Here is a 23,033-nt window from a genome sequence, read left to right on the forward strand (position 1 = left end):
ATGCGTCTGAATACTCTGAGTCCTGCCGAAGGCAGTCGTAAAGAGCGCAAGCGCGTTGGCCGTGGTATCGGTTCCGGTCTGGGTAAGACTGGTGGTCGTGGTCACAAAGGTCAGAAGTCACGTTCCGGTGGTTCTGTAAGACCAGGTTTTGAAGGCGGCCAGCAGCCACTGCAACGCCGTCTGCCCAAGTATGGTTTTACTTCCCGCAAGGCGCGTTTCACTGCTGAAATTCGTCTGCATGAGCTGGCCAAGGTTGAATCCGAAGTGATCGATCTGGCGGCTCTGAAGGCTGCAGACCTCATCAACGGTAGCATCCTGCGAGCGAAAGTGATACTGTCCGGCGAACTGAACAAGGCCGTAACACTAAAAGGTCTGGCAGCTACCAAAGGCGCTCGCGCCGCGATCGAAGCTGCTGGTGGTAAGATCGAGGACTAAATGGCTAAGACACTACCTGTTGGGAATCAAAGCGGTTTGGGCGAGTTAATTTCTCGCCTCAAGTTCGTATTTCTGGCGATCCTGGTATATCGGATCGGTGCTCATATTCCTGTGCCTGGCATCAACCCTGATGCCCTGGCTCGGATGTTTCAACAAAATGAAGGGACCATTCTTGGCCTGTTCAACATGTTCTCCGGTGGTGCACTGGAGCGTATGTCGGTGCTGGCACTGGGAATCATGCCCTACATTTCGGCGTCCATCATCATTCAGTTGATGACCGTGGTCAGCCCCCAGTTGGAACAGCTCAAGAAGGAAGGTGAATCGGGTCGACGCAAGATCAGTCAGTATACCCGCTACCTGACAGTGTTGCTGGCGTTCGTCCAGGGTACTGGCATGACCGTAGGTCTTGCTAACCAGGGCGTGGCGTTCAATCCTGATATCAGCTTTTATGTAGTAGCTGTAGTCACCTTCGTAACCGGTGCCGTCTTTATGATGTGGCTGGGTGAGCAGGTGACTGAACGCGGGATTGGTAACGGCATCTCTATCCTGATCTTTGCAGGTATTGTCGCTGGCCTTCCCAGTGCGATCGGGCGGTCATTCGAGTCCGCCCGTCAGGGTGACATCAATATTCTGGCATTGCTCGCAATTGCTCTGCTGGCCATTGCAATTATTGCATTCGTAGTATTCATCGAACGCGGTCAGCGCCGTATAACTGTCAATTACGCCAAGCGTCAGCAAGGTCGTAAAGTGTTTGCGGCACAGAGCAGCCATTTGCCCCTGAAAGTAAATATGGCTGGTGTTATTCCAGCCATTTTTGCTTCCAGCCTTCTGCTCTTCCCTGCATCCATTGCACAATGGTTTGGTCAGGGCGAGGGCTGGGAATGGCTCCAGGATATCGCACTGGCACTGGGTCCGGGTCAGCCGTTGAACATAGTCTTGTTCTCTGCAGGTATCATCTTTTTCTGCTTCTTCTACACTGCGCTGGTCTTCAATCCGAAGGATGTTGCAGACAACCTGAAGAAGTCAGGGGCATTCATCCCGGGTATTCGTCCTGGTGAGCAGTCTGCCCGTTACATTGATGGTGTCCTGACTCGTTTGACCATGTTTGGCGCTATCTATATGACAGCAGTATGTCTGCTGCCACAGTTCCTGGTAGTTTCGGCTAACGTGCCTTTCTATCTGGGTGGTACCAGTCTGCTGATCGTAGTAGTGGTCGTCATGGATACCATGGCTCAGGTGCAGTCACACCTGATGTCACATCAGTACGAGTCACTGCTGAAGAAATCCAATCTTAAGGGCTATGGTGGTGGTGGCCTGATCCGCTAACACCGGTTCTGCATCGAATGCCACTAGCTCTGAAATGGTGGAGTGAATAATGAAAGTACGTGCATCGGTTAAGAAAATCTGCCGTAACTGCAAGATTATCAAGCGCAAGGGCACTGTTCGTGTCATCTGCGTTGAGCCACGTCACAAGCAACGCCAAGGTTGATTGTGCATGAGGTCTTTCGGGTTGTCCCAGGCCGTTATGGCCTGACCTCATAAGGCTACAGATAAATACAGCCGTTCATGAGCATCATGAGCGGTTGTATTTTGTCGTTGGTGGGATTAAAATTTCCGCTTTTCGACCTGTTAGTTGTGTAAGCATCTAACAATGGATTGGGAGGGCATGCTTTATAGCATTCCCGACAGTATCTTCAGGTGCTGATCCGGTCCGTGTTATCTGTCTATAGATGGCGAAGTAGATAAACATCGCATGACTGGCTGCAAAGTTGGTTGATAAGTCTACAGGCGAAAATAACCGTGAACTCAAAATGTCCCTGTCTGTAAAGGCAAGGATGAACTCACGGAGAAAACAAACGGAGACGATTGAATGGCCCGTATTGCTGGCGTCAACATTCCGGATAACAAACACGCTGTTATCTCGTTGACCTACATATTCGGCATCGGCAAGACCACAGCTAAAAAGCTGTGTGAGACCACTGGCGTTAAGCCAGAAGCCAAAATCGCTGATCTGAGCGAAGAGCAACTTGAGTCCTTGCGTGGCGAAATCGCCAAGCTGGACGTTGAAGGTGATCTGCGTCGTGAAATCAGTATGAACATCAAACGCCTCATGGACCTGGGTTGCTACCGTGGTATCCGCCACCGTCGCAGTCTGCCGGTTCGTGGTCAGCGTTCCAAGACGAATGCTCGCACCCGTAAGGGTCCTCGCAAGCCTATTCGTAAGTAAGTATCAATTAAGAATGGTTATACCGTTCTTATGAAACAGGATTTATTCTGATATGGCAAAGCCAGGTACTCGTTCACGTAAGAAGGTTAAAAAGCAGGTTGTTGACGGTGTTGCTCACATCCACGCTTCTTTTAACAACACTATCGTGACCATTACCGATCGTCAGGGCAACGCTCTGGCCTGGGCCACAGCCGGCGGTTCCGGTTTTCGTGGTTCTCGTAAGAGCACGCCGTTTGCAGCCCAGGTTGCTGCTGAGCGTGCAGGTCAGGCTGCCGCTGAATACGGTCTGAAGAATCTGGATGTCTGCGTGAAAGGACCTGGTCCTGGCCGCGAATCCGCTGTACGCGCACTGAACGCTTGTGGCTACAAGATCACTAACATCACTGATGTTACTCCGATCCCCCACAACGGTTGTCGTCCGCCTAAAAAGCGTCGTGTATAAGCAGGAGTCGGTATAAATGGCTAGATATATTGGTCCAAAGTGCAAACTGTCTCGTCGTGAAGGCACCGATCTCTTTCTGAAGAGTGGTGTTCGTGCACTCGAGTCAAAGTGCAAAGCAGAAATTGCTCCAGGTCAGCACGGTCAGCGTCGTGGCCGTCTTTCTGACTACGGTGTACAGCTTCGTGAAAAGCAGAAAGTTCGTCGTATCTACGGTGTACTGGAGAAGCAGTTCCGTAACTACTACAAGGCCGCTGATCGCAAGAAAGGTGCAACGGGTGCAAACCTCTTGCAACTGCTTGAGTCTCGCCTTGATAATGTAGTTTACCGCATGGGATTCGGTTCCACCCGTGCCGAAGCACGTCAGCTGGTAAGCCACAAAGCCATCCTGGTGAATGGAAAGACTGTAAACATTCCTTCCTACCAGGTTCAGCCTGGCGATGTTGTCGCCATCCGCGAAAAGGCTAAAAACCAGCTGCGTATCAACGCAGCCCTTGAACTGGCCGCTCAGCGTGGGTTTTCTACCTGGGTTGAGGTTGATGCCAGCAAAAAGGAAGGTACCTTCAAGGTGCTGCCCGAGCGGAGTGACCTGTCAGCTGACATCAACGAAAACTTGATCGTCGAGCTGTACTCCAAGTAAGGGATAGACAGTTAGGTGGGGTGTAACATCCATGCAGAATTCGGTTACTGAATTTCTTACTCCTAGACACATTGATGTCGAGGAAATTAGCCTGACGCGCGCTAAGGTAACTCTGGAACCGCTTGAGCGTGGTTTTGGACATACCTTGGGCAATGCTCTGCGTCGTATCCTTCTCTCTTCCATGCCCGGCTGTGCCGTGACAGAAGTTGAGATTGACGGCGTACAGCATGAATACAGTGCGATTGAAGGTGTTCAGGAAGATGTTATTGACATCCTGCTGAACCTCAAAGGTCTTGCCATTCGCATGACCGGCCGTGACGAAGCAACACTGAGTCTGACCAAGAAAGGTGCTGGCCCTGTGACTGCTGCGGATATCCAGTTGGACCACGATGTTGAAATCGTTAACCCGGATCATGTGATCGCCAATCTGAATGAGAAAGGCGACCTGAACATGCAGCTGAGGATAGCTCGTGGCCGCGGTTATGAGTCTGCTGACAGCCGTCATCAGGATGAAGATGAGACCCGTGCTATTGGCCGTCTGCAACTGGATGCCACCTATAGCCCTGTTTACCGCGTCTCCTATGTCGTTGAAAGTGCTCGTGTCGAGCAGCGTACCGATCTGGACAAGCTGGTTCTTGATCTGGAAACCGACGGTACTCTGGACCCGGATGAAGCCATCCGTCGTGCTGCAACCATTCTGCAGCAGCAGCTGGCTGTATTTGTTGATCTGGAAGGTGAGCCAGAGCCAGAGCCAGTTAAGGAAGAGGATGAAGTTGATCCTATCCTGCTGCGCCCTGTGGATGACCTCGAACTGACTGTTCGTAGTGCTAACTGTCTGAAGGCAGAAAACATCTACTACATCGGTGACCTGATTCAGCGCACTGAGGTTGAACTGCTCAAGACCCCGAACCTGGGTAAGAAGTCCCTGACCGAGATCAAGGACGTTCTGGCCTCTCGTGGTTTGAGCCTGGGTATGCGTCTCGACAACTGGCCACCGGCCAGCCTGAAGGGCGACGACAAGATTTCTGCTTAAGCAGCCATTGGCTTTTTCACTCACTCCAAAAGAGTGGGTGTAAGGCAAATGGTAGAATGAGGAAGTTTGTGCCATGCGTCATCGTAAGAGTGGCCGCAAGCTCAACCGGAACAGTTCACATCGCAAGGCGATGTTCAAGAACATGACTGCTTCCCTGGTAGAGCACGAAGTAATCAAAACAACACTGCCTAAGGCTAAAGAGCTGCGCCGTGTTGCAGAACCGCTGATAACCCTGGCTAAGGAAGACAGCGTAGCCAACCGTCGTCTGGCGTTTGATCGTCTCCGTAACAAAGAGACTGTTGGCAAGCTGTTCTCCGAACTGGGCCCTCGCTTCAAAGAGCGTCCAGGTGGCTATATCCGCATCCTGAAGTGCGGATTCCGTAAGGGTGACAATGCACCTATGGCTATCGTCGAGCTGCTGGATCGTCCAGCTGCTGAAGCGGAAGCTACTGAAGAGTAAGATTTTTACTCCTTCAAAAAAAACCGGACCTTGTGTCCGGTTTTTTTTGAGGCTCCTAATGACAAGCCAACTTTGAATCGATTCAGCAGAAAATCACAGGGGAACCAGGCCATCTTTTCATTGTCTAAATTGTAAAGGCATTGCAGTTTTGCGAATGGGGGGTCTATGTCAAATCAGGGTATTGAAGCAAAACGTTCCATAGAAAAATACGCCAAATCAGAATGGACCGCCAGGGACACAGGTTGGATGTTCAGTCACATAGGTACAGGCATAGGTGCAGGGTTGCTTTACCTCCCCATAGTCGCCGGCAGTGGTGGTATATGGCCTCTTTTCTTCATGGCCCTGGTCAGTGGTCCCATCATATTTCTCACCCATAGAGGGTTAACCCGTTTCTGTTTGTCTTCCCGGAAACCTGATGGGGATATCAGCAGTATTGTTAGAGAGAACTTTGGTGATAAAGTCGGTCAGTGGTTGATGCTGCTCTGTTTTTTGTCGATGTTTCCTGTCCTGCTGCTTTATACCATTGGCATTGCGAATGTTAGTGAGAGTTTTCTGCTAAATCAGCTCAAATGGGAAGGCCTAATAAACAGACCTTTGCTTGTTTTTTTGCTTGTCACGGGCATGATCGCGCTGTTTAGTGGCTCAGAGCAGAAAATGTTGAAGCTGATCAGCAGTCTGGTTTTTCCTCTGACTGTGGTGCTTCTGTGCGTAAGTCTGTATTTGATACCTCAATGGCGAATGGATTTTCTCCGTCAGGAAGTGCCCATGGTGGATATCGTTAAAACCTTTCTTCTGACGTTACCCGTGCTGGTATTTTCTTTCTACCATGCGGCTGTTTGTCCATCCTTTGCCCGATCGTACCGGCGTCAAATGCCTGAGCTTCATCAGTGCATCGCCAAGACCGACCAGATTCACTTCAGAAGCTCTCTGGTTTTACTGCTTATCACATTGTTCTTCGTGCTTTCGTGCGTATTGGCTCTGGCACCAGAACAGATTGAGCTTGCGAAAGCTCAAAATCTACCAATTCTTTCCATCCTGGCTAATCAACCCGGTAATCGTTTATTTTCCAGTCTGGCACCTGTTATCGCTTTTGTGGCGATTTTAACTTCTTACTATGGTTTTTTTCTCGGCACTATTGAAGTGATTAATGGCTTTATTGGTGTGGGGCTGGAACGGTTCAGGCCGGGTGAGTTAACAACCCCTTCTGCCAGACCCAGACGTTTGAGTATTTTTCTGGTGGCCCTGGGATGCTGGATTGCAGGTGTTGGTGATTGGAGTATTCTTATGATCATGGATGCCATAGTAGCCCCCATGATGGCGATTATCCTGTTCTTTATTCCGGTCATAGGGCTCTACAGGTCTGCTGCTCTGAAACGATATCGCAAGCCTTTGAACGATTTTTTTGTGGTGATTTTTGGTGTGATTGTAGTGGCAGGATTTCTGGTTTCACAGCTAATAAAATAAAAAAAACCAGGTTCTCTCAAACTTGGCTTTATATACTAACAGGCTATATCAAGTGTTATGATTTTTATACTTGGTCCCTTGTATTATTTTTTCTTATTGTGAAATCGTTCTTATTGTGTATTTGCCCTTGCTCCTGTGGTTCGTACTGTACGTATTAACGCTTACAATAGAATTGATCTGGATCAATACTTTGCTTTTCAGGTAGGTGTTTATCCATAAAAAATTGGTTCGTACTTCCTCTCGGAGGATCAGGTAGATCCAAGTTTCTTGACCTTGACTTCATTTTCTTCTTCAGAGGGGTTGGGCAACAGTTCGCCACTTTTGTGCATACGTTCCATCTTGCCATTTATGGCAGCTCCGGCCGCGATTTCCATCACATCGTAATATACGTTGCCTTCCACATGGGCCTCGGCTGATAGCTCAAGCTTTTCAGTAGCATAAACGTCGCCAGTTACACGACCATTAATGACTATCTGGGCGGCAGTAATATTACCCTCTACACGACTGCCGGCAATCAGTTGAAGTTTGCCATCGTTGGAGCTGACATTGCCCTTGATCTTACCTTCAACATGAACGATGCCACGGAAACGGATGTCTCCTTCAACTTCTGTGCCTGCAGCTATCAGAGTGATGGTGTCATCATTTCTGGTGCTGCTGACCAAACTGTTTTCTGAGCTGTTCTTGCCCCACATAGTGAACTCCTTAGAGTGCTTAACCCGAGATGCCCGAAACGAAAGAAAAAGTGGTATGCGTCCAGCTGACTGAAAACGGAAGACCCTTTTTCAAGGCAAAACTTTAAGGGGGGAATCATCCTTCATTGCGCCTTCAGCTTCAATCTGTAAACGCTATCGATATCCGAAAGAGTGCTCCCGTCGAATCCGGCGGGAGTGAATTCCATTAGCCCGTCAGGGCTGATATTGGTTCTCTGTTATTGATCAGGTGACTTTAGCATCAGCTTCAGGAAGCGACCGGTATGGGAAAATTCGTTGTCAGCCACAACTTCAGGCGTGCCCTCGGCAATGATCTGACCTCCACCATCACCTCCCTCGGGTCCCAGATCGACGATCCAGTCTGCTGTTTTGATGACATCGAGATTGTGCTCAATCACTACCACGGTATTCCCGCGATCTCTTAGCCTGTGCAACACTGCCAGTAACTGTTCAATATCGTGAAAGTGCAGGCCTGTAGTTGGCTCATCAAGAATGTACAGGGTCTTGCCGGTATCCCTTTTGGAAAGTTCCTTGGCCAGTTTCACCCGCTGTGCCTCACCGCCGGAGAGTGTGGTAGCATTTTGTCCCAGATGAATATACGACAAACCAACATCCATCAGAGTTTGCAGTTTACGTTTAACAGCAGGAATCGGTTCAAAGTATTCCAGAGCTTCCTCGACGGTCATTTCCAGAACTTCATGAATATTCTTGCCTTTGTATTTAACGTCCAGCGTTTCACGGTTGTATCGTTTGCCCTTACAGACGTCACAGGGCACATAAATGTCAGGCAGGAAATGCATCTCTACCTTTATGACACCGTCACCCTGACAGGCTTCACAGCGACCCCCTTTAACGTTAAAGCTGAAACGTCCGGGCTTGTAGCCACGGGAACGGGCTTCCTGGGTTCCGGCAAACAGTTCACGAATCGCGGTAAAAATGCCTGTGTAGGTAGCTGGGTTGGACCTTGGAGTCCGACCAATAGGGCTTTGGTCAATGTCGATGCATTTATCGAAGTGGTCCAGACCACTGATTTTCCTGTGCTTTGATGCCGTTAAAGTAGTGGCAGCATTCAAGACCTGGGCAGCAATAGGATAAAGAGTACTGTTGATGAGGGTGGACTTTCCTGAGCCGGAAACGCCTGTTACACAGGTCATCAGCCCCACCGGGATTTCCAGGGTGACATTTTTCAGGTTGTTGCCGGTGCAGCCCGTGAGTTTAAGTCGTTTCTTTTTATCCGCTGGTGTACGCTGTTCAGGTATCGCGATTTTTTTAGTGCCAGTCAAATATTGGCCTGTGACCGATTTTTCGTTGTCCATAATCTGGGCAGGTGTGCCCTGGGCAATAATTTCACCGCCATGAACTCCGGCACCCGGACCGATATCAATCACGTGGTCGGCAGTGCGAATGGCGTCCTCGTCATGTTCTACAACAATCACTGTATTACCCAGGTCGCGGAGACGGGTCAGTGTATTCAGTAGACGTTCGTTATCTCGCTGGTGCAAACCAATACTGGGCTCGTCCAGAATATACATAACGCCAACCAGGCCAGCACCAATCTGACTGGCCAGTCGAATGCGCTGGGCTTCACCTCCTGAGAGGGTATCCGCACTGCGATCTAGTGTCAGGTAGTTAAGGCCCACGTTCACCAGGAAGCTCAGACGATCACAGATCTCTTTCAGAATTTTTTCTGCAATCTCACCTTTCTGGCCGGGAAGACTGAGTTGTTCGAAATAAGCAAGCGCACGTTCTACCGGTAGTTTCACCAGATCGGGCAGTGTTTCATCTTCGATAAAGACGTGTCTTGATTCCTGATGGAGACGAGTGCCTTTACAGCTTGGGCAGTGCTGGGTACTCAAATACTTGGAAAGCTCTTCACGCACAGACTGGGATTCTGTCTCACGGAAACGGCGTTCAAAGTTGGGGATAATACCTTCAAATCGATGGCGCTTTTTATAAACATCGCCCCGATCGTTGACGTAACTGAAATCAATCTGCTCTTCGCCGGAGCCATGAAGAATAATCGTCTGTTGCTCAGCAGTAAGATCATCAAAAGCGGTATCAATATTAAAGCCGAAGTGAACAGCCAGTGACTTTAAGAGGTGAAAGTAATAGACGCTGCGGCGATCCCAACCACGAATGGCGCCTTCCGCCAGGGTTAATTCCGGGTGCTGGACAATACGGTCTTCATCAAAAAACTGCTTGACCCCCAGACCATCACAGGTGGTGCAGGCACCCGCCGGGTTATTGAACGAGAACATGCGGGGCTCCAGTTCATTGATGCTGTAGCCGCAAGATGGGCAGGCAAAGCGGGCTGAATACACAATGTCCTGCTCCTCCGCGTCCATAAAGCTGACTGCTGCCAGCCCGTCGGTCAGTTCCAGAGCTGTTTCGAAAGATTCTGCCAGACGCAACTGCAGATCTTCTCTTACCTTGAAGCGATCAACCACCACTTCGATAGTGTGCTTCTTCTTTTTGTCCAGCTCAGGTGGGATATCGAGGTCGGTGACAATGCCATCAATGCGGGCTCGAATAAAACCCTGGGCTCTCAGTTCGCTGAAGACATGGAGGTGTTCACCTTTTCGATCCCTGACCACAGGTGCCAGCAACATCAGTTTGGTACCTTTTGGCAATGCCAGTACCTGATCCACCATCTGGCTGACGGTCTGGGCTTCCAGGGGTAAGTGATGCTCAGGGCAGCGGGGTGTACCGGTTCTGGCAAAAAGCAAACGAAGATAGTCGTATATTTCAGTAATGGTGCCGACTGTCGAACGAGGGTTATGGCTGGTGGACTTCTGCTCAATGGAAATGGCAGGAGACAAACCCTCGATGTGGTCGACATCCGGCTTTTCCATCATCGAGAGAAACTGTCGTGCATAGGCAGACAGAGATTCCACATAGCGACGCTGACCCTCGGCATAAAGGGTATCGAAGGCCAGGGACGACTTTCCTGATCCGGAAAGACCGGTAATGACAATCAGGCTGTCCCGGGGCATATCGAGATCGATGTTCTTCAGGTTATGGGTTCTTGCACCCCTTACGGTGATTGTGTCCAAAGCCAGTCCCTCAGTACCATCTGTCAGGCAAAGGAGCAATTATATAGGCTTTGCTTGCGCAAACCCATGTTAAGTAAATGGCTAGCTGGTTTCACCTGTCTGGACGGTGGCTTTTTCTATCCTTACGAGTTTAAACCAGAGCACTTTAAGCTAAAATCGTGTGATATTTTGGCTGCAGATATTATATTGTTCGCCTGAAGAAACATCGTTGAAGATCCTGCTGACAGTCCTCACACGTATACCCTGACACTAATTCGAAAGTAATGGAGCAATTTGAATGTTTACAGGCATTGTTCAAGGCATGGCCAAAATTGGCCGTGTGGATGACCACGATGGCATTCGAACCTTTGACATTGAGTTCCCGGAAGGCTTTTGCCAGGGGCTGAATGTAGGGGCCAGTGTTGCGGTGGACGGCGTTTGTCTTACGGTAACAGAAATTATCAGTCCGACTCTGGCCAGATTTGATGTTATTTTGCAAAGCTTACGTGTAACGACATTAGGAGATCATGTCACTGGTCAGGCCGTGAATGTCGAGCGAGCAGCAATGGATGGGGCGGAAATTGGCGGACACCCTCTTTCTGGACACATCGACTTTCGGGCTCAGATTCTTGAAGTTGAAGAGATCGAGGGAAACTGCCGTATGCGGTTTGCATACAGCAATGAATGGGGGCAATACATTTTCCCTAAAGGGTATATAGCGATTAATGGATGCAGCCTGACCTTATCCGATGTCGACAAGAAGAAAGACTGTTTTGAAGTCTGGCTGATTCCTGAGACCCGAAGAGTCACAACATTCAATGCTAAAAAAGCAGATGATTGGGTCAACATTGAAATTGAGCGTGGTACGCAGGTGATCGTCGACACCATTAAAGACACGCTCGAAAAGCAACTGGGCGCTCTTTATCCTTTACTGGAAGCATTAATGGAAGAAAAAAATATTAACTTAACAGAGTCACTGACCACGAGCCTTGCGCAAACAGATCACGTCCGGCGCTGATTCAGCTCACTTCTACCTGGAAAGGGCCTGAAAACATGGGAGCCAGTGATTTGCAGCAGCCAGAGAGCCCTGCAATCCAGGGCTTTCTGTTCTCAGTGCTGAAGTTGAGTCAGGCACCATCGAGCTTCAAGAACTGTCTTACCCGAGGTGAATCCGGATTGGTAAAGAACTTCTCTGGCGGACATTTTTCAATCAGAATACCTTTCTCCAGGAACACCACCTGGCTTGAAACGTTTCTGGCAAACTCCATTTCGTGTGTGACCACCACCATGGTGTAACCCTCTTTCGATAACGCCTGCATCACGGTCAGAACCTCATCAACCAATTCAGGATCAAGGGCTGAGGTGGGTTCATCAAACAGCAAAACCTCTGGTTCCATAGCCAGTGCACGGGCGATAGCGACTCTCTGTTTTTGACCGCCCGATAGCATATTTGGATAGCTGTCGAGTTTATGGGACATACCAACTTTTTCTAACTGCACTCTGGCGATTTTTTCCGCCTCCGCTTTTGGCATTTTCTTAACATGTAACAGGGCTTCCATGACATTCTTGAGCACAGTGAGATGAGGCCAGAGATTGAAGCTTTGAAACACCATACCGATACGCTCGCGAATCCTGGCGAGCTCTTTGTATTTGAGGGGTTTCCTGGTAACAGGATTGATACCTATGCGCTCATCACCCAAATGGATGCTGCCTCGTTCCGGTTGTTCAAGCCAGTTCATACAACGAAGCAGGGTCGACTTACCTGAACCGGAAGAACCCAGAATACTGACAACGTCGCCCTTTTTGATGGTGAGGTTAATGTCTCTCAGAACCTCGATGCCATCAAACTGTTTGGACAGGTTAACCACCCTTACAATATCCCGGGCATTGGATTCGGTTTTTGGGTACTGGACAGGCAGTTCTACCACAGGTGCGCTTTCCTGAGTGGTTTTCGGGGTTTCAATTGGCTTGGTGAGAATCTTTTCATTAAGCATGGCTTAGCCCTCTATCCTGAACTTTATTAAGTGTGATTTTGCTGACCTGTTCGATGGCGATACTGATAATCCAGTACAGGGCGATAGCCACAATAAATGCGTTAAGCGGAATAAAGTAGGTTGATTGAATACTGTTAGCGGCCGCTGTGATCTCACCAACGGTAATAATGCACAGAAAGGCGGTGTCTTTCAGGCAGATGATCAGCTGATTGGCAATGAGCGGTACGGATCGAAACAACACATTGGGCATGATAATGCGGGTAAAGGTCTTGAATCTGGAGAAGCCACAAGCCTGGGCCGCTTCCGTCAAGCCTGAATCCAGTCCTTTGCGAATACCTCTGAAGATCTCGCAGAAATAGGTGCCATGATAAAGGCATAAAGAGATCAGCCCCGCAGTAAAGGCATCCATGCGGATTCCGACCTCTGGCAACCCGTAATACAACAGATAAGCCAAAATCAGGAAGGGCAGGGTGCGCATCATATTGATGATCAGGATTACGCTGCCTTTAACACCTTTTGAGCCATTTTCCAAGGTGTAGAGCAGGGTCACACCCAGGATGAAACTTGCGATTGATCCGGCAAAAAACAGTATAAAAGTATTACCAAAACCTGAAATAAAGATGTCTCTTTGCTGCCAGATTATTTCCCATTCAGCCATGATTACTCCTTATTATCAGCCAGCCAGGTAGTTAGCTTTTTTCTCGGCCATTTGTTGTAATTTGATTAGCACACCTATGATGCACATGTAGAGAATGCCAGCACACAGAATAGGAAGTAGAGGTTCATAGGTGACGGCTGCGATTCGGTTGGTAACACGAGTCAGATCAACAACGCCAATCACGGCAATCGCCGGGCTGCCTTTGATTAAGAAAGACATCTCGTTGACCAGTGCGGGCAGGCTCATGACCACCATTTGAGGGAACATGATGCGCCTAAAATAGGTCAGTCGTCGCATACCCAGAGCTTCAGCGGCCTCTTTCTGCCCACTGGAGAAGTTAAGGAATGCATTTCTCCAGATCTCGGCATTAAAGGCAGAGGTATTCAGGGTTAAACACAAGATGGCTGAGAAGTGTTTATCGAGATTGATGCCAAAAGACGGAAAAGAGAGGAAGATGAACAAGGCTAATGTCACCAGTGGTGTGGCTCTTGCCCAGCTGACATAGACACCTAATATCTGATCGACAATTGGCAGTTTCGCCATGCGAATAAGCGCTATCACGAGCCCGAAAACCACCCCCAGGGCGATGGATACCATTGATATCCATGCCGTGGTCCATGCCCCCTGAAGCAATTGCATCCATCCGTAGTGATCCATAAATACCTACCTGTCTGCAGCAGTGTTAACGTTGATTTTTTAAGTAAGACCAGGGCGATAGGAGTAGTCGTTTTTAAGCCCTGGTCATTACTGAACTATGAGGAGTGGTTTACTGGACTGCAGTCAATTTATGGTACTGTTCAACTGAAACGATGGCGTTGGTTGGCAGTTCATCAAAGGATTCACCGAACCATTTTTCCTGCAACTCAGCCATACGACCTGTCTCTTTTAAGTGTGCAAAGAAGTCTGTCAGATAGGCCAGCAGTTCAGGGTTGTCTTTGGGTACAGGCCAGCTTACAAAGCCGGGTCCAGATACAGCTTCACCTTTCTTGAATACCTTGGGCTTGGTTTTTACCAACTCATTTATATTGACGATACTGTTGATCACGTAATCGATGCGACCATTTGCCAGGTCGGCGTAGGCTTCAGGGTATGATTGATACTCAACCACTTTTCCTAGTTTCTTATCCTGGGCTTCAAGCATGGTTTTCAATTCGGGAAGCCTTTCCAGTAGTGCGCTGCCTGCCTGCAAGCCAACTGTTTTTCCATCCAGATCTGCAATCGTGTTTACGCTGTCGTCTTTTGCCCGGGCGACGAAATAGTGCTGTGCGGAGGCGATGGGTGGGGTGAAATCGAATGCTTTGAGGCGAGCGTCAGTAATGATTGCACCGGTAAGGGCAAGGTCATACTGACCTGCGGAAACGGATGCCAGAAGACCTGTCCAGGGCAGAATCTCCTGCTTTACTTTAAAGTCGGAGTAGTCGCGCAGTTCATCCAGAAGATCTTTATTTATCCCGGTTGGCTTGCCTTTATCGATAAAGTTGAACGGAGAGTAGTTATCCTCTGTCGCAACCTTTATTCCCTTGCTGGCAAAAGAAGGCGACTCATCGGCAACAACCATACTGGACATGCCTATAGTCATCGTTGCTGCGGCAACGGCTACCCATTTTCTAAGTTTTATTCCATGTCTCATAATTCGTTACTTGCTGTGATTTGTGAACGCCTTCACTTTAGAGATGAGATAGATAGTTGGGTTAGAGCCAATTTTCCGTGCTGATTGGGACAGTGGTTAGAATATAAGATAAATACGACTAATTAAGTATATTGGCTTGCTTTTTGCTGTGGTGAATCGAATGCAATGAATAAAAATATCCAAAAGGTTGACTCCATGGGGATAAATTACAGCTGTTTCATTGAGTTTGATTCGAAGAGAAGTTTGCAGGAGCAGGTAAGAGAGTATCTTGTTAAAGCAATACTCGAAGGTGTGTTCTCTGCCGATGAGGCGCTGCCTTCCTGCCGTAAGCTTTCAAGTCAATTGAAGGTGTCACGCAATACTGTGTCACTGGTCTACGAAGCACTGTCAGATGACGGTTACCTGATAAGTAAGCCAAGAAGCGGTTATTACCTGTCGGAAAAATACTCCGCAAGACTTGAAGAGGTGGAACAGGAGTTGAACCATTTTGAGGCAGGCAACCCTGCCAATGCCGCAAACTGGAGCCGTCGATTCAAGGTTTCTACAGATGCTTTCCCCCGTATAGTCAAACCCTCCCACTGGAGCTGTTATCAATATCCCTTTATCTATGGGCAACCAAGCATTCAAGATTTTCCTCTGGCGCAGTGGCGAGAATCCACTCGTAAGGTGATAGCAGACCCGAAAGATCATAGCTGGCTGTGTGACAAAGTTGATAAGGATGTAGAGTTATTGGTAGAGCAGATCCGGACCCGGGTACTCCCACAGCGGGGCATTCACGCCAGGAGCGATGAGATTCTCATTACCGTTGGCTCACAGAACGCGCTCTATTTGCTATCCAGGATGTTAATGGATAAACACACTCGAGTAGGGGTGGAAAACCCTGGCTATAAAGAAGCTAACAATATTTTTAGTTTGGCCCGGGCACAGCTTCATCCGCACACTGTTGACCAGAGCGGGCTGGTGCTTAACGAGCTGTCATCCAAGTGTGATTATTTCTACGTTACACCGAGTCATCAGGCTCCAACGGGTGTGACCATGAGTAAGCAACGCCGACATGACCTTTTGCAATTAGCGCAAAAGAGTGACGCCATCATTATAGAAGATGATTACGACTCAGACAGCAACTCCGAATGGAACCCCTTGCCTGCACTAAAGGCATTGGACAAAGACAACCGTGTTGTCTATGTCAGTAGTTTTTCCAAAACATTGGCACCTGGTCTACGCCTTGGTTATATCGTTGCTCCGGAAGAGTTGATCTATGAGTTACGAACACTGCGTCGTTTAATGTATCGCCACCCGCCAAGCCGGGTGCAAATGGAAATGGCGCATTTTATCTCACAGGGTTATTACGATAGCTTCCTGCGACGTTTCAAAGACAATACACGCCAGCGCTGGCACGAGATTAATGAAGCGGTTCAGCGCTATCTTCCCGATTGTAAGCGATTGGCCAAGGGTAACTATTGCAATGCGTTGTGGTTAGAAACACCCGACCGAATAAGCAGTCAGCGACTGGCGTCCAGAGCATCTCAACGGGGGGTTCTGATAGAAACAGGATATTCGCATTTCATGGGGCAGGAACAAGCTAACCCTGAAACCAATAGTTTTTTCAGGCTTGGCTTTCATGCCATCGATAAGGCGCTCATTACCCCCGGGGTTGAACAACTGGCAAGCGCCCTGGAAGGTTAGGCTTTATATAGATTTTTTCCTTTTCGAGGTGTCAACGCCAAGACCATTGTCCTGGCGTTTTTTGTTCAGGCTTTAATCAAAGTCCGAGAGTACCTGGCTAATAATGGCCACACCCTGGGCAATCTCATTGGGTTTAATGATAAGAGGCGGCGCTACGTGAATACGGTTGTTCACTATAAAAGAAAGTAGGCCCTTGTCGGTTAATCTGGCTTTAATGGAGGCCATTTTCTCATTGCTTAAAGGCTCTCGTGTTGTCCTGTCTTCGACCAGCTCCAGAGCCCAGAACATGCCCTTGCCACGAATGTCGCCAATGCTGTTGTGTTTTTCCATCAGGTCGATTAGTGCGGGTCCCAAAACCGTGTTTCCTACCTCATCGGCATAGCGAACAATGCCTTCCTCTTCCATTGCATCCAGAGTTGCGACAATGGCGGACATGGCCAGTGGGTGGCCAGAATAGGTGAGGCCGCCCATAAAGAAGTGGCTCTTGAAATACTCGGATATTGGCTCGCTTACAACAACGCCGCCAGCTGGAACGTAGCCTGAGTTAACCCCTTTGGCAAAGGTGATCAGATCCGGAATAACGTTAAAGTGCTCATAAGCAAACCAGCGGCCGGTGCGACCAAATCCCACCATCACTTCGTCAAAGATCAGTTGTATACCATGTTCTGTGGCCAGATCTCTAACCCCTTGGAGATAGCCTTCTGGTGGAAGAAGAAAGCCTGCTGTGCCCGGGATTGTCTCCAGAAGAATGGCGGCAATGGCATCTGGTCCTTCACATTCAATCACTCGTTTCAGGTGCTGCAGAGCTCGCTCGCACTCCTGTTCCTGCGTCTTTGCGTTGAACTCGGTGCGATAAAGATAAGGGTTAAAAAAGTGCACATGCCCACGACTGTACTCATTGGGTACACGACGAAAATCACCTGTGGCAGCGATCGCTGAGCCGGTATTGCCATGGTATGAGCGGTAGGCAGAAAGTACCTTGTCACGACCCGTAAATTGTCTTGCCATGCGAATCGCATTTTCATTGGCATCAGCACCAGCGTTGGTAAAAAACACCTTATTGAAGTTAGCCGGTGCTCTATCCAGGATGCGTCTGGCTGCTTCACCCCGGGCAAGGTTTGCTGTTGCCGGAGCTATGGTCACCAGGGATTCAGCCTGGGCCTTGATGGCATCGATCACCTTTGGGTGCTGATGCCCAATATTGGTGTTCACCAACTGGCTACTAAAATCCAGATACTGCTTTCCTTCGAAATCCCAAAGGCTAGATCCCTGTGCACCGGCAATGGCTACCGGTGTTGCTGACTCTTGTACCGACCAAGAGTGGAATACGTGTTTATCCAATTCCACGACATGATGATTTGATACATCTGATCCCAATACATCCATTTTCATTCTCCAGTGGGGGAATTGTAGCCATCGAACTTTCTAACTCCCTATTGCGCTGAAGATTTGAGCCTTGACCCTGCGTTGGCGATCGTCGCCTTGTCTTAAGGCTCAAATCTCCATGCTCATCACGGGAGTTAGAAAGCACGATGGGTATGAGTCTTCGTTTGTGATTTGCAGTTATCTTGGCGAGAAACGTGAAAGAGGGTGTAGGGACAGTTTAAAAAAAGCCTTGTGTCAGGGTGGCTGTTGGCGCTACTGACTCAGACAATCTGAAAAACTGGCTCTATAGGATAGGTCGTGAGCTGATTACATTGATGGCCTTCAAAAGCAATGTGCAATGTTTAACGGAATTGATGATGGGCTTAGCAACGGTATTTGTTTTGTTTGCCGGGTTGGTAAGGGGTTACAGTGGCTTTGGATTTGCCATTATCGCTGCCCTGTGCCTGAGTCTTGTCTATTCCCCCTTTGATGCCATTGCTATTGCTCTGACACTCGATCTGCTCAGTAGTCTGTGTCTGTTGCCGGGCGCCAGGAAGCAGGTTAATCGACGTCTGCTGACCATGCTTTCACTGGGCATGCTAGGCGCAATACCGGTCTCGCTTTTGTTTATTTCGGTCATATCTGCACATGAACTGAAGATGATGATTGCAGGCTTCTCATTGATTGCCGGTACTTTGATCATGTTTGATCTGCGGTTCACCTGGCTTAACCATCGCTATGCCATGCTTGCTGGTGCATTGTCAGGTTTTGGCATGACAACGGCTTCAGCGGGCGGTCCACCACTGGTTTTGTATCTGTTAAACCTGTCGTTAAAGGCCAGTGAAATCAGAGCAACGGCAATACTGTTTTTTATCCTGAGTTCAGCGACATCACTGTTGGGTTTGCTTTATGTCGATGCTATCTCGGCCCGGTCTGTTCAGTTCAGCCTGGTTCTTTTTCCTGTTGCCATGCTGGGCAGTTTATTGGGAAAGAAGCTGTTTGATTTATACCCGGATTCATCACCAAAAAACACGGTAGCGCCCATTTTGATGATGTTGGCACTGCTCACAATCATGATTTAACAAGGAAAACATGATGAAGAAAATCGCATTTATTACTGGCGCGACCTCTGGTTTTGGTAAAGCTGCTGCACACAGATTTGCCAAAGAGGGGTGGTCGCTGGTTCTTTCGGGGCGTCGTTTAGAGAGACTTTTGGACCTCAGGGAGACACTGGATGTTCCTGTGCATGTAATGCAGCTGGATGTACGCGATTCAGAAGCCGTCAAGAAAGCAGTAGCGTCGTTGCCAGAGGAATTTTCAGCAGTAACGGCTTTGGTCAACAACGCAGGACTGGCACTGGCTCCCCAGGGAGCTCCCGAGGTTGATCTTAATGACTGGCATACCATGATAGACACCAACGTTACTGGCCTGGTCAATGTCACGCATGCACTGCTGCCTGCCTTAATCAAGTCTGGGGCAGGCGCTACTATCATCAATGTAGGTTCGATCGCAGGTCAATGGCCCTATCCGGGAAGCCATGTTTATGGTGCAAGTAAGGCATTTGTTAAGCAGTTCAGTTATAACCTGAGGTGTGATCTGCAGGGGACAGGTGTGCGTGTTACGGACCTGTCGCCAGGCATTGCAGAGACCGAATTCACCCTGGTTCGTACCAAGGGAAACCAGGAGGCATCTGATAACCTGTACCGTGGCACCACGCCTTTGAGCGCAGAAGATATTGCCGAGCAAATGTTCTACATCGCAACCTTGCCGGAACACATCAATATCAACCGTGTTGAGGTGATGCCAACACGTCAGGCCTGGTCTCCATTTGCTATCGACCGTGATCAGTAGGGGGATAAAAAAGCCCCCGATATTGATGAGGCTTTTGCGACACCTTCTTGATGATCGGGGGCTGAAGACTGTCTATGACAATACCGTGCATTCTCCTAACCTGAACTGACTTTGTTTTCGGGTTACTCGTGATCAAGGACATGAATGGGCAGAATGTCTTTGGTTGCCGGAGTTAATCTGACTGGTCTGGGCATAGGTGGCCAGGGAGAGCCAAGCTTCCAGGCATAGGCAAATTTAGCCTGGCTGCTGGACAGGCGAGTCGCTATGAAATACTCGTTGTGTCCGTCATGATGCAGATGAGTAACGCCCTGTTTTGGCAGTTTGAAAACCAGTTCGCCTGCAGAGTCGATCATCGGAGGGTTCATGCCGGCGTTTCTTGGATAGTGATAACAGGTTTTAAAGTACTGGTTAGGCTCGAAGTCGCTCATCGCTATGCTGAAATAACTCATATCTTCTTTGGTAGCTTCTTTGTGATTGGGGTTCAGCGCTACCTGATAGGGAGTGAGGGTCAGAATGTTGGCTCTGTATACCATTTCCGGAAGCGCAACATTAAAGGCTTCTGCCAGATCAATACCACTGACTTCATGGGGAAATACCATATTGTTTCTGCTGAACCAGGCGTTGCATTGGTCGTGAATATCTTTTAATAGGTTTTTATTCACCTCTTTGACTTCCAGGATGGGGTTACAGACAGCCGCTTTTTTTGTGCCCTTCAGTTGCAAGAGGGTCCCTTTAAATTCGATTATTTCGCCTTTCGGGTCTACCGAAGGGGCAAGCCTGACATCAACGGAGTGATGGTTTTTTAACGCCGCCTCCTTTTTGTAGGTGATGACGGGCAATTGCAACGAGTGCTCCTGATTTTCAACATCCTCGGAGTAGTTTGAACCACCTGAATAGGAAGTCTCAATTAACAGCAGCAAACCGCCCACAAAAACCACTCCAGAGGAAAGAAGCGCATAGCGAAGCGTTCTGTCGTTAGCGGCCTCTGCTGGCTTGGGAGTTGCCAATGTGAAAGCAATTACCGCCATCATGAAAAGTGGTAAATGACCGAAGCGTCGGGCAGGGTATATCATGTTGATCAATCCTCTTTTTTTATTGCTTGGGCTACCTGTAAGCGACCTCAGGTCTGGCAGACTTCTTGTTCATGGTTGTTCTTGTTCATGGTTGTAATGATTCCACCGGAACGATTAAAAATAGCTGATTTTCGGGAAGTTGCAGGTAAATGTAAGTTTTTTTTCTATTTTTAAATCCAATGGGCATATTGTCTTTCGGCGACTCCTTTCTTCAAAAGTTTTTCCTGATAAAATAAGCCGCTTGCAATGTTATATAAGAAGTCAGGAATGTCTCCGCAGGAACTGAAATCAACGGTCTCACTGTCACTGGTGTTTGTATTCAGGATGTTTGGCCTGTTTATGGTACTGCCTGTTCTGGTCCTTTATTCCGAAGACCTGCAGGGGGCCACTCCAGCCCTGGCCGGCTTTGCGATTGGTGCTTATGGATTAACCCAGGCGGCTCTGCAAATTCCCTTTGGCTGGATGTCAGACCGGTTCGGGCGCAAGCCGGTTATCATAGCCGGTATGATGATCTTTATGCTGGGCAGTCTGGTTGCCGCTCAGGCCGACTCTATTCACGGAGTCATTTTCGGTCGGATTCTTCAGGGTGCTGGTGCGGTATCCGGGGCTGTCACCGCACTTCTGGCTGATTTGACCCGTGAGCAGTACCGTACCCGGGCCATGGCGGTATTTGGTATCAGTATCGGATTCTCATTCTGCATCGCCATGTTACTGGGCCCTCTTTTTGCCGACTGGTGGGGGCTGGAGGGGCTTTTTGGCAGTAATGCTGTAATGGCCGGGTTGAGCATTCTGATTCTATTGTTCTTGGTGCCAACTCCGGTAGTGACCCGGACTGATCTGAACACCAAAGTCAGTATCAAAGATGTGGGCAATGTTATAGGTAATCGGGAAATGCTCAGGTTGATGGCCGGTATCTTTACCCTGCATTTCACCTTGATGGCCCTGTTCGTATTCCTGCCGCAGATGCTGGAAGACACCCTTGGGATGGCCCGGGAAAATCATGGCTGGATTTACGTGGTGGCACTCTCGGTCTCTTTTGTGATGATTGTACCGGTGATTATTTTCAGTGAAGCCAAACGTCGCCTGAAACAGTGCTTTGTTGGCGCTGTCACTGTCCTGCTGGCAGCCATTGCCGGTATGTGGCGTGCCGAAAGTGTTTTGCTGGGAATATTCCTGTTTTTTGCTGCATTCAATTTTCTGGAAGCTACACTACCTTCTCTGGTCAGTAAATTATCGTCGGCAGGCACCCGGGGAACCTCCATGGGCGTATATTCAACCAGTCAGTTTCTGGGGGCTGCTCTGGGTGGAAGCCTTGGTGGACTCGCCTTTCAGTACTGGGGAGCGACCGGTGTCATGATGGTTTGTGCAATCCCTACTGCACTCTGGTGGTTATTGTCTGTTACCATGAAACAACCTCCTTATGTCAGCAGTATGGTGATGGCCCTCGACTCCTCCATGAGCCTGGATGCCCGTGCTATTGGCAGGGAACTGGCCATTATTCCCGGGGTTGAGGAAGTGACTGTCCTGGACAGTGAGAGAACCGCCTATCTGAAGGTGGACAGAAAAATAGTGGATATGACCGCGCTGCGCCAATACGGTGAGTGCTGACATAAATGAATGAGAAAGCGACAACCAGGAGCCTTTTTTCATTCCTGTGAGGATGAAAAGGGTTCATGTTAAAAATTACTGGAGAAACTGATGGCACGAGGTGTTAACAAGGTCATTCTGATCGGCAACCTGGGCAATGATCCGGATGTCCGCTTTACCCCGAATGGCAGCGCTGTAGCCAACCTGAGTGTTGCGACCAGTGAGTCCTGGAAAGATCGTAACACCGGCCAGCCACAGGAAAAAACCGAATGGCACCGGGTGGTCATTTTCGGCAAGCTGGCTGAAATTGCTCAGCAATACCTGCGCAAGGGTTCCAAGGTGTACATTGAAGGTAAACTGCAGACCCGTAAGTGGCAGGATCAGTCCGGGCAGGATAAGTACACGACAGAAGTTGTTGTTGACGGTTTCAGTGGCCAGCTGCAAATGCTGGATGGCCGTCAGGACGGAATGGCTATGCCTGCGGGTGGTGGCGAATTCCAGCCAAGAGCTGCACAACAGCCTGCTCCTCAGCAACAATACAATGCACCCCAGCAGCCGATGCAACAGCAGGCGCCTGCAGCCGCTCCACAGCAGCCGCAGCATCAGCATCAGCCTCAGCAACATCAGCCTCAACAGCGTCCTGCTCCGCAGCAGCAACCTCAGCAACAGCCTCAGACTGCGCCAGCAGGTGGCTTTGACGACTTTGATGATGATATTCCGTTCTAGCAGCCTGTCGGACTTAAGACTGT

The 23,033-nt window shown here is 49.0% G+C and carries 23 protein-coding genes; 15 read left to right on the forward strand and 8 right to left on the reverse strand.

The window, feature by feature from the left end; translation table 11 throughout:
• From rplO to ACOMG9_RS02190, 9 genes are all read left to right on the forward strand, one after another.
• A complete protein-coding gene (gene rplO, locus ACOMG9_RS02150) occupies positions 1 to 435 on the forward strand; it encodes a 50S ribosomal protein L15 (RefSeq protein WP_317143665.1) in 435 nt (144 codons plus the stop codon).
• The gene (gene secY, locus ACOMG9_RS02155) at positions 436 to 1,761 is read left to right on the forward strand and encodes a preprotein translocase subunit SecY (RefSeq protein WP_317143664.1); all 1,326 of its coding nucleotides are present in this window, start codon (positions 436 to 438) and stop codon (positions 1,759 to 1,761) included.
• Positions 1,762 to 1,810: 49 nt separating this feature from the next.
• A complete protein-coding gene (rpmJ, locus tag ACOMG9_RS02160; protein WP_079253874.1) occupies positions 1,811 to 1,924 on the forward strand; it encodes a 50S ribosomal protein L36 in 114 nt (37 codons plus the stop codon).
• Between the two features lie 381 nt (positions 1,925 to 2,305).
• On the forward strand, positions 2,306 to 2,662 hold the full coding sequence (gene rpsM, locus ACOMG9_RS02165) for a 30S ribosomal protein S13 (RefSeq protein ID WP_422136693.1): 357 nt from the start codon (positions 2,306 to 2,308) through the stop codon (positions 2,660 to 2,662).
• Positions 2,663 to 2,714: 52 nt separating this feature from the next.
• Positions 2,715 to 3,104 carry a 30S ribosomal protein S11 gene (rpsK, locus tag ACOMG9_RS02170; protein WP_034841784.1) on the forward strand — a complete coding sequence of 130 codons (390 nt, stop codon included), beginning with the start codon at positions 2,715 to 2,717 and terminating at the stop codon, positions 3,102 to 3,104.
• Positions 3,105 to 3,120: 16 nt separating this feature from the next.
• Entirely contained in the window at positions 3,121 to 3,741 is a 621-nt protein-coding gene (gene rpsD / locus ACOMG9_RS02175) for a 30S ribosomal protein S4 (RefSeq protein WP_257254923.1), read from the forward strand.
• Between the two features lie 31 nt (positions 3,742 to 3,772).
• Positions 3,773 to 4,774: a DNA-directed RNA polymerase subunit alpha gene (locus ACOMG9_RS02180; RefSeq protein WP_422136694.1), complete on the forward strand. Its 1,002-nt coding sequence runs from the start codon at positions 3,773 to 3,775 to the stop codon at positions 4,772 to 4,774.
• Positions 4,775 to 4,847: 73 nt separating this feature from the next.
• Positions 4,848 to 5,234, forward strand: coding sequence for a 50S ribosomal protein L17 (gene rplQ, locus ACOMG9_RS02185; RefSeq protein ID WP_317143661.1), 387 nt, complete (start codon positions 4,848 to 4,850; stop codon positions 5,232 to 5,234).
• A 165-nt stretch (positions 5,235 to 5,399) separates the two neighbouring features.
• Positions 5,400 to 6,698, forward strand: a complete 1,299-nt coding sequence (locus ACOMG9_RS02190) for an amino acid permease (protein ID WP_448215583.1) — start codon at positions 5,400 to 5,402, stop codon at positions 6,696 to 6,698.
• Between the two features lie 248 nt (positions 6,699 to 6,946).
• Here ACOMG9_RS02190 and ACOMG9_RS02195 read toward each other — a convergent pair whose 3' ends face one another.
• Positions 6,947 to 7,390 (reverse strand): bactofilin family protein, encoded by a 444-nt coding sequence (locus ACOMG9_RS02195; RefSeq protein ID WP_422136700.1) that lies wholly within the window; start codon positions 7,388 to 7,390, stop codon positions 6,947 to 6,949.
• Between the two features lie 236 nt (positions 7,391 to 7,626).
• Positions 7,627 to 10,461, reverse strand: coding sequence for an excinuclease ABC subunit UvrA (uvrA, locus tag ACOMG9_RS02200; protein ID WP_448215584.1), 2,835 nt, complete (start codon positions 10,459 to 10,461; stop codon positions 7,627 to 7,629).
• Positions 10,462 to 10,738: 277 nt separating this feature from the next.
• Between uvrA and ACOMG9_RS02205 the strand changes: the two genes are divergently transcribed.
• Positions 10,739 to 11,458 (forward strand): riboflavin synthase subunit alpha, encoded by a 720-nt coding sequence (locus tag ACOMG9_RS02205; protein ID WP_422136702.1) that lies wholly within the window; start codon positions 10,739 to 10,741, stop codon positions 11,456 to 11,458.
• A 109-nt stretch (positions 11,459 to 11,567) separates the two neighbouring features.
• Here ACOMG9_RS02205 and ACOMG9_RS02210 read toward each other — a convergent pair whose 3' ends face one another.
• The 4 genes from ACOMG9_RS02210 to ACOMG9_RS02225 form a co-directional block, all read right to left on the reverse strand.
• Positions 11,568 to 12,434, reverse strand: a complete 867-nt coding sequence (locus tag ACOMG9_RS02210; protein WP_448215585.1) for an amino acid ABC transporter ATP-binding protein — start codon at positions 12,432 to 12,434, stop codon at positions 11,568 to 11,570.
• A complete protein-coding gene (locus ACOMG9_RS02215; protein WP_448215586.1) occupies positions 12,427 to 13,092 on the reverse strand; it encodes an amino acid ABC transporter permease in 666 nt (221 codons plus the stop codon). The genes ACOMG9_RS02210 and ACOMG9_RS02215 overlap by 8 nt, the downstream gene beginning before the upstream one ends.
• Positions 13,093 to 13,107: 15 nt before the next feature.
• Positions 13,108 to 13,749: an amino acid ABC transporter permease gene (locus tag ACOMG9_RS02220; protein ID WP_422473634.1), complete on the reverse strand. Its 642-nt coding sequence runs from the start codon at positions 13,747 to 13,749 to the stop codon at positions 13,108 to 13,110.
• A gap of 109 nt (positions 13,750 to 13,858) precedes the next feature.
• Positions 13,859 to 14,722: a transporter substrate-binding domain-containing protein gene (locus ACOMG9_RS02225; RefSeq protein WP_448215587.1), complete on the reverse strand. Its 864-nt coding sequence runs from the start codon at positions 14,720 to 14,722 to the stop codon at positions 13,859 to 13,861.
• Between the two features lie 165 nt (positions 14,723 to 14,887).
• On the opposite strand from ACOMG9_RS02225, the gene pdxR reads away from it, so the two are divergent.
• Positions 14,888 to 16,408, forward strand: coding sequence for a MocR-like pyridoxine biosynthesis transcription factor PdxR (gene pdxR, locus ACOMG9_RS02230; RefSeq protein ID WP_448215588.1), 1,521 nt, complete (start codon positions 14,888 to 14,890; stop codon positions 16,406 to 16,408).
• 72 nt (positions 16,409 to 16,480) lie between these two features.
• Here pdxR and ACOMG9_RS02235 read toward each other — a convergent pair whose 3' ends face one another.
• Entirely contained in the window at positions 16,481 to 17,794 is a 1,314-nt protein-coding gene (locus tag ACOMG9_RS02235) for an aspartate aminotransferase family protein (protein ID WP_448215589.1), read from the reverse strand.
• A gap of 239 nt (positions 17,795 to 18,033) precedes the next feature.
• On the opposite strand from ACOMG9_RS02235, the gene ACOMG9_RS02240 reads away from it, so the two are divergent.
• Entirely contained in the window at positions 18,034 to 18,855 is an 822-nt protein-coding gene (locus ACOMG9_RS02240; protein WP_448215590.1) for a TSUP family transporter, read from the forward strand.
• Positions 18,856 to 18,868: 13 nt separating this feature from the next.
• Positions 18,869 to 19,624 carry an SDR family NAD(P)-dependent oxidoreductase gene (locus tag ACOMG9_RS02245; protein WP_422137065.1) on the forward strand — a complete coding sequence of 252 codons (756 nt, stop codon included), beginning with the start codon at positions 18,869 to 18,871 and terminating at the stop codon, positions 19,622 to 19,624.
• 122 nt (positions 19,625 to 19,746) lie between these two features.
• Here the strand turns inward: ACOMG9_RS02245 and ACOMG9_RS02250 are convergent, their stop codons facing one another.
• Complete coding sequence (locus ACOMG9_RS02250; protein ID WP_448215591.1) at positions 19,747 to 20,697, reverse strand: hypothetical protein; 951 nt, start codon at positions 20,695 to 20,697, stop codon at positions 19,747 to 19,749.
• Between the two features lie 267 nt (positions 20,698 to 20,964).
• Here ACOMG9_RS02250 and ACOMG9_RS02255 point away from each other — a divergent pair, with 267 nt between their 5' ends.
• Both ACOMG9_RS02255 and ssb read left to right on the forward strand, forming a co-directional pair.
• Positions 20,965 to 22,305: an MFS transporter gene (locus ACOMG9_RS02255; protein ID WP_448215592.1), complete on the forward strand. Its 1,341-nt coding sequence runs from the start codon at positions 20,965 to 20,967 to the stop codon at positions 22,303 to 22,305.
• 90 nt (positions 22,306 to 22,395) lie between these two features.
• The gene (gene ssb / locus ACOMG9_RS02260) at positions 22,396 to 23,010 is read left to right on the forward strand and encodes a single-stranded DNA-binding protein (RefSeq protein WP_448215593.1); all 615 of its coding nucleotides are present in this window, start codon (positions 22,396 to 22,398) and stop codon (positions 23,008 to 23,010) included.
• Positions 23,011 to 23,033 lie beyond the last annotated feature (23 nt).

Source organism: Endozoicomonas sp. PH6C (genome assembly GCF_059322965.1).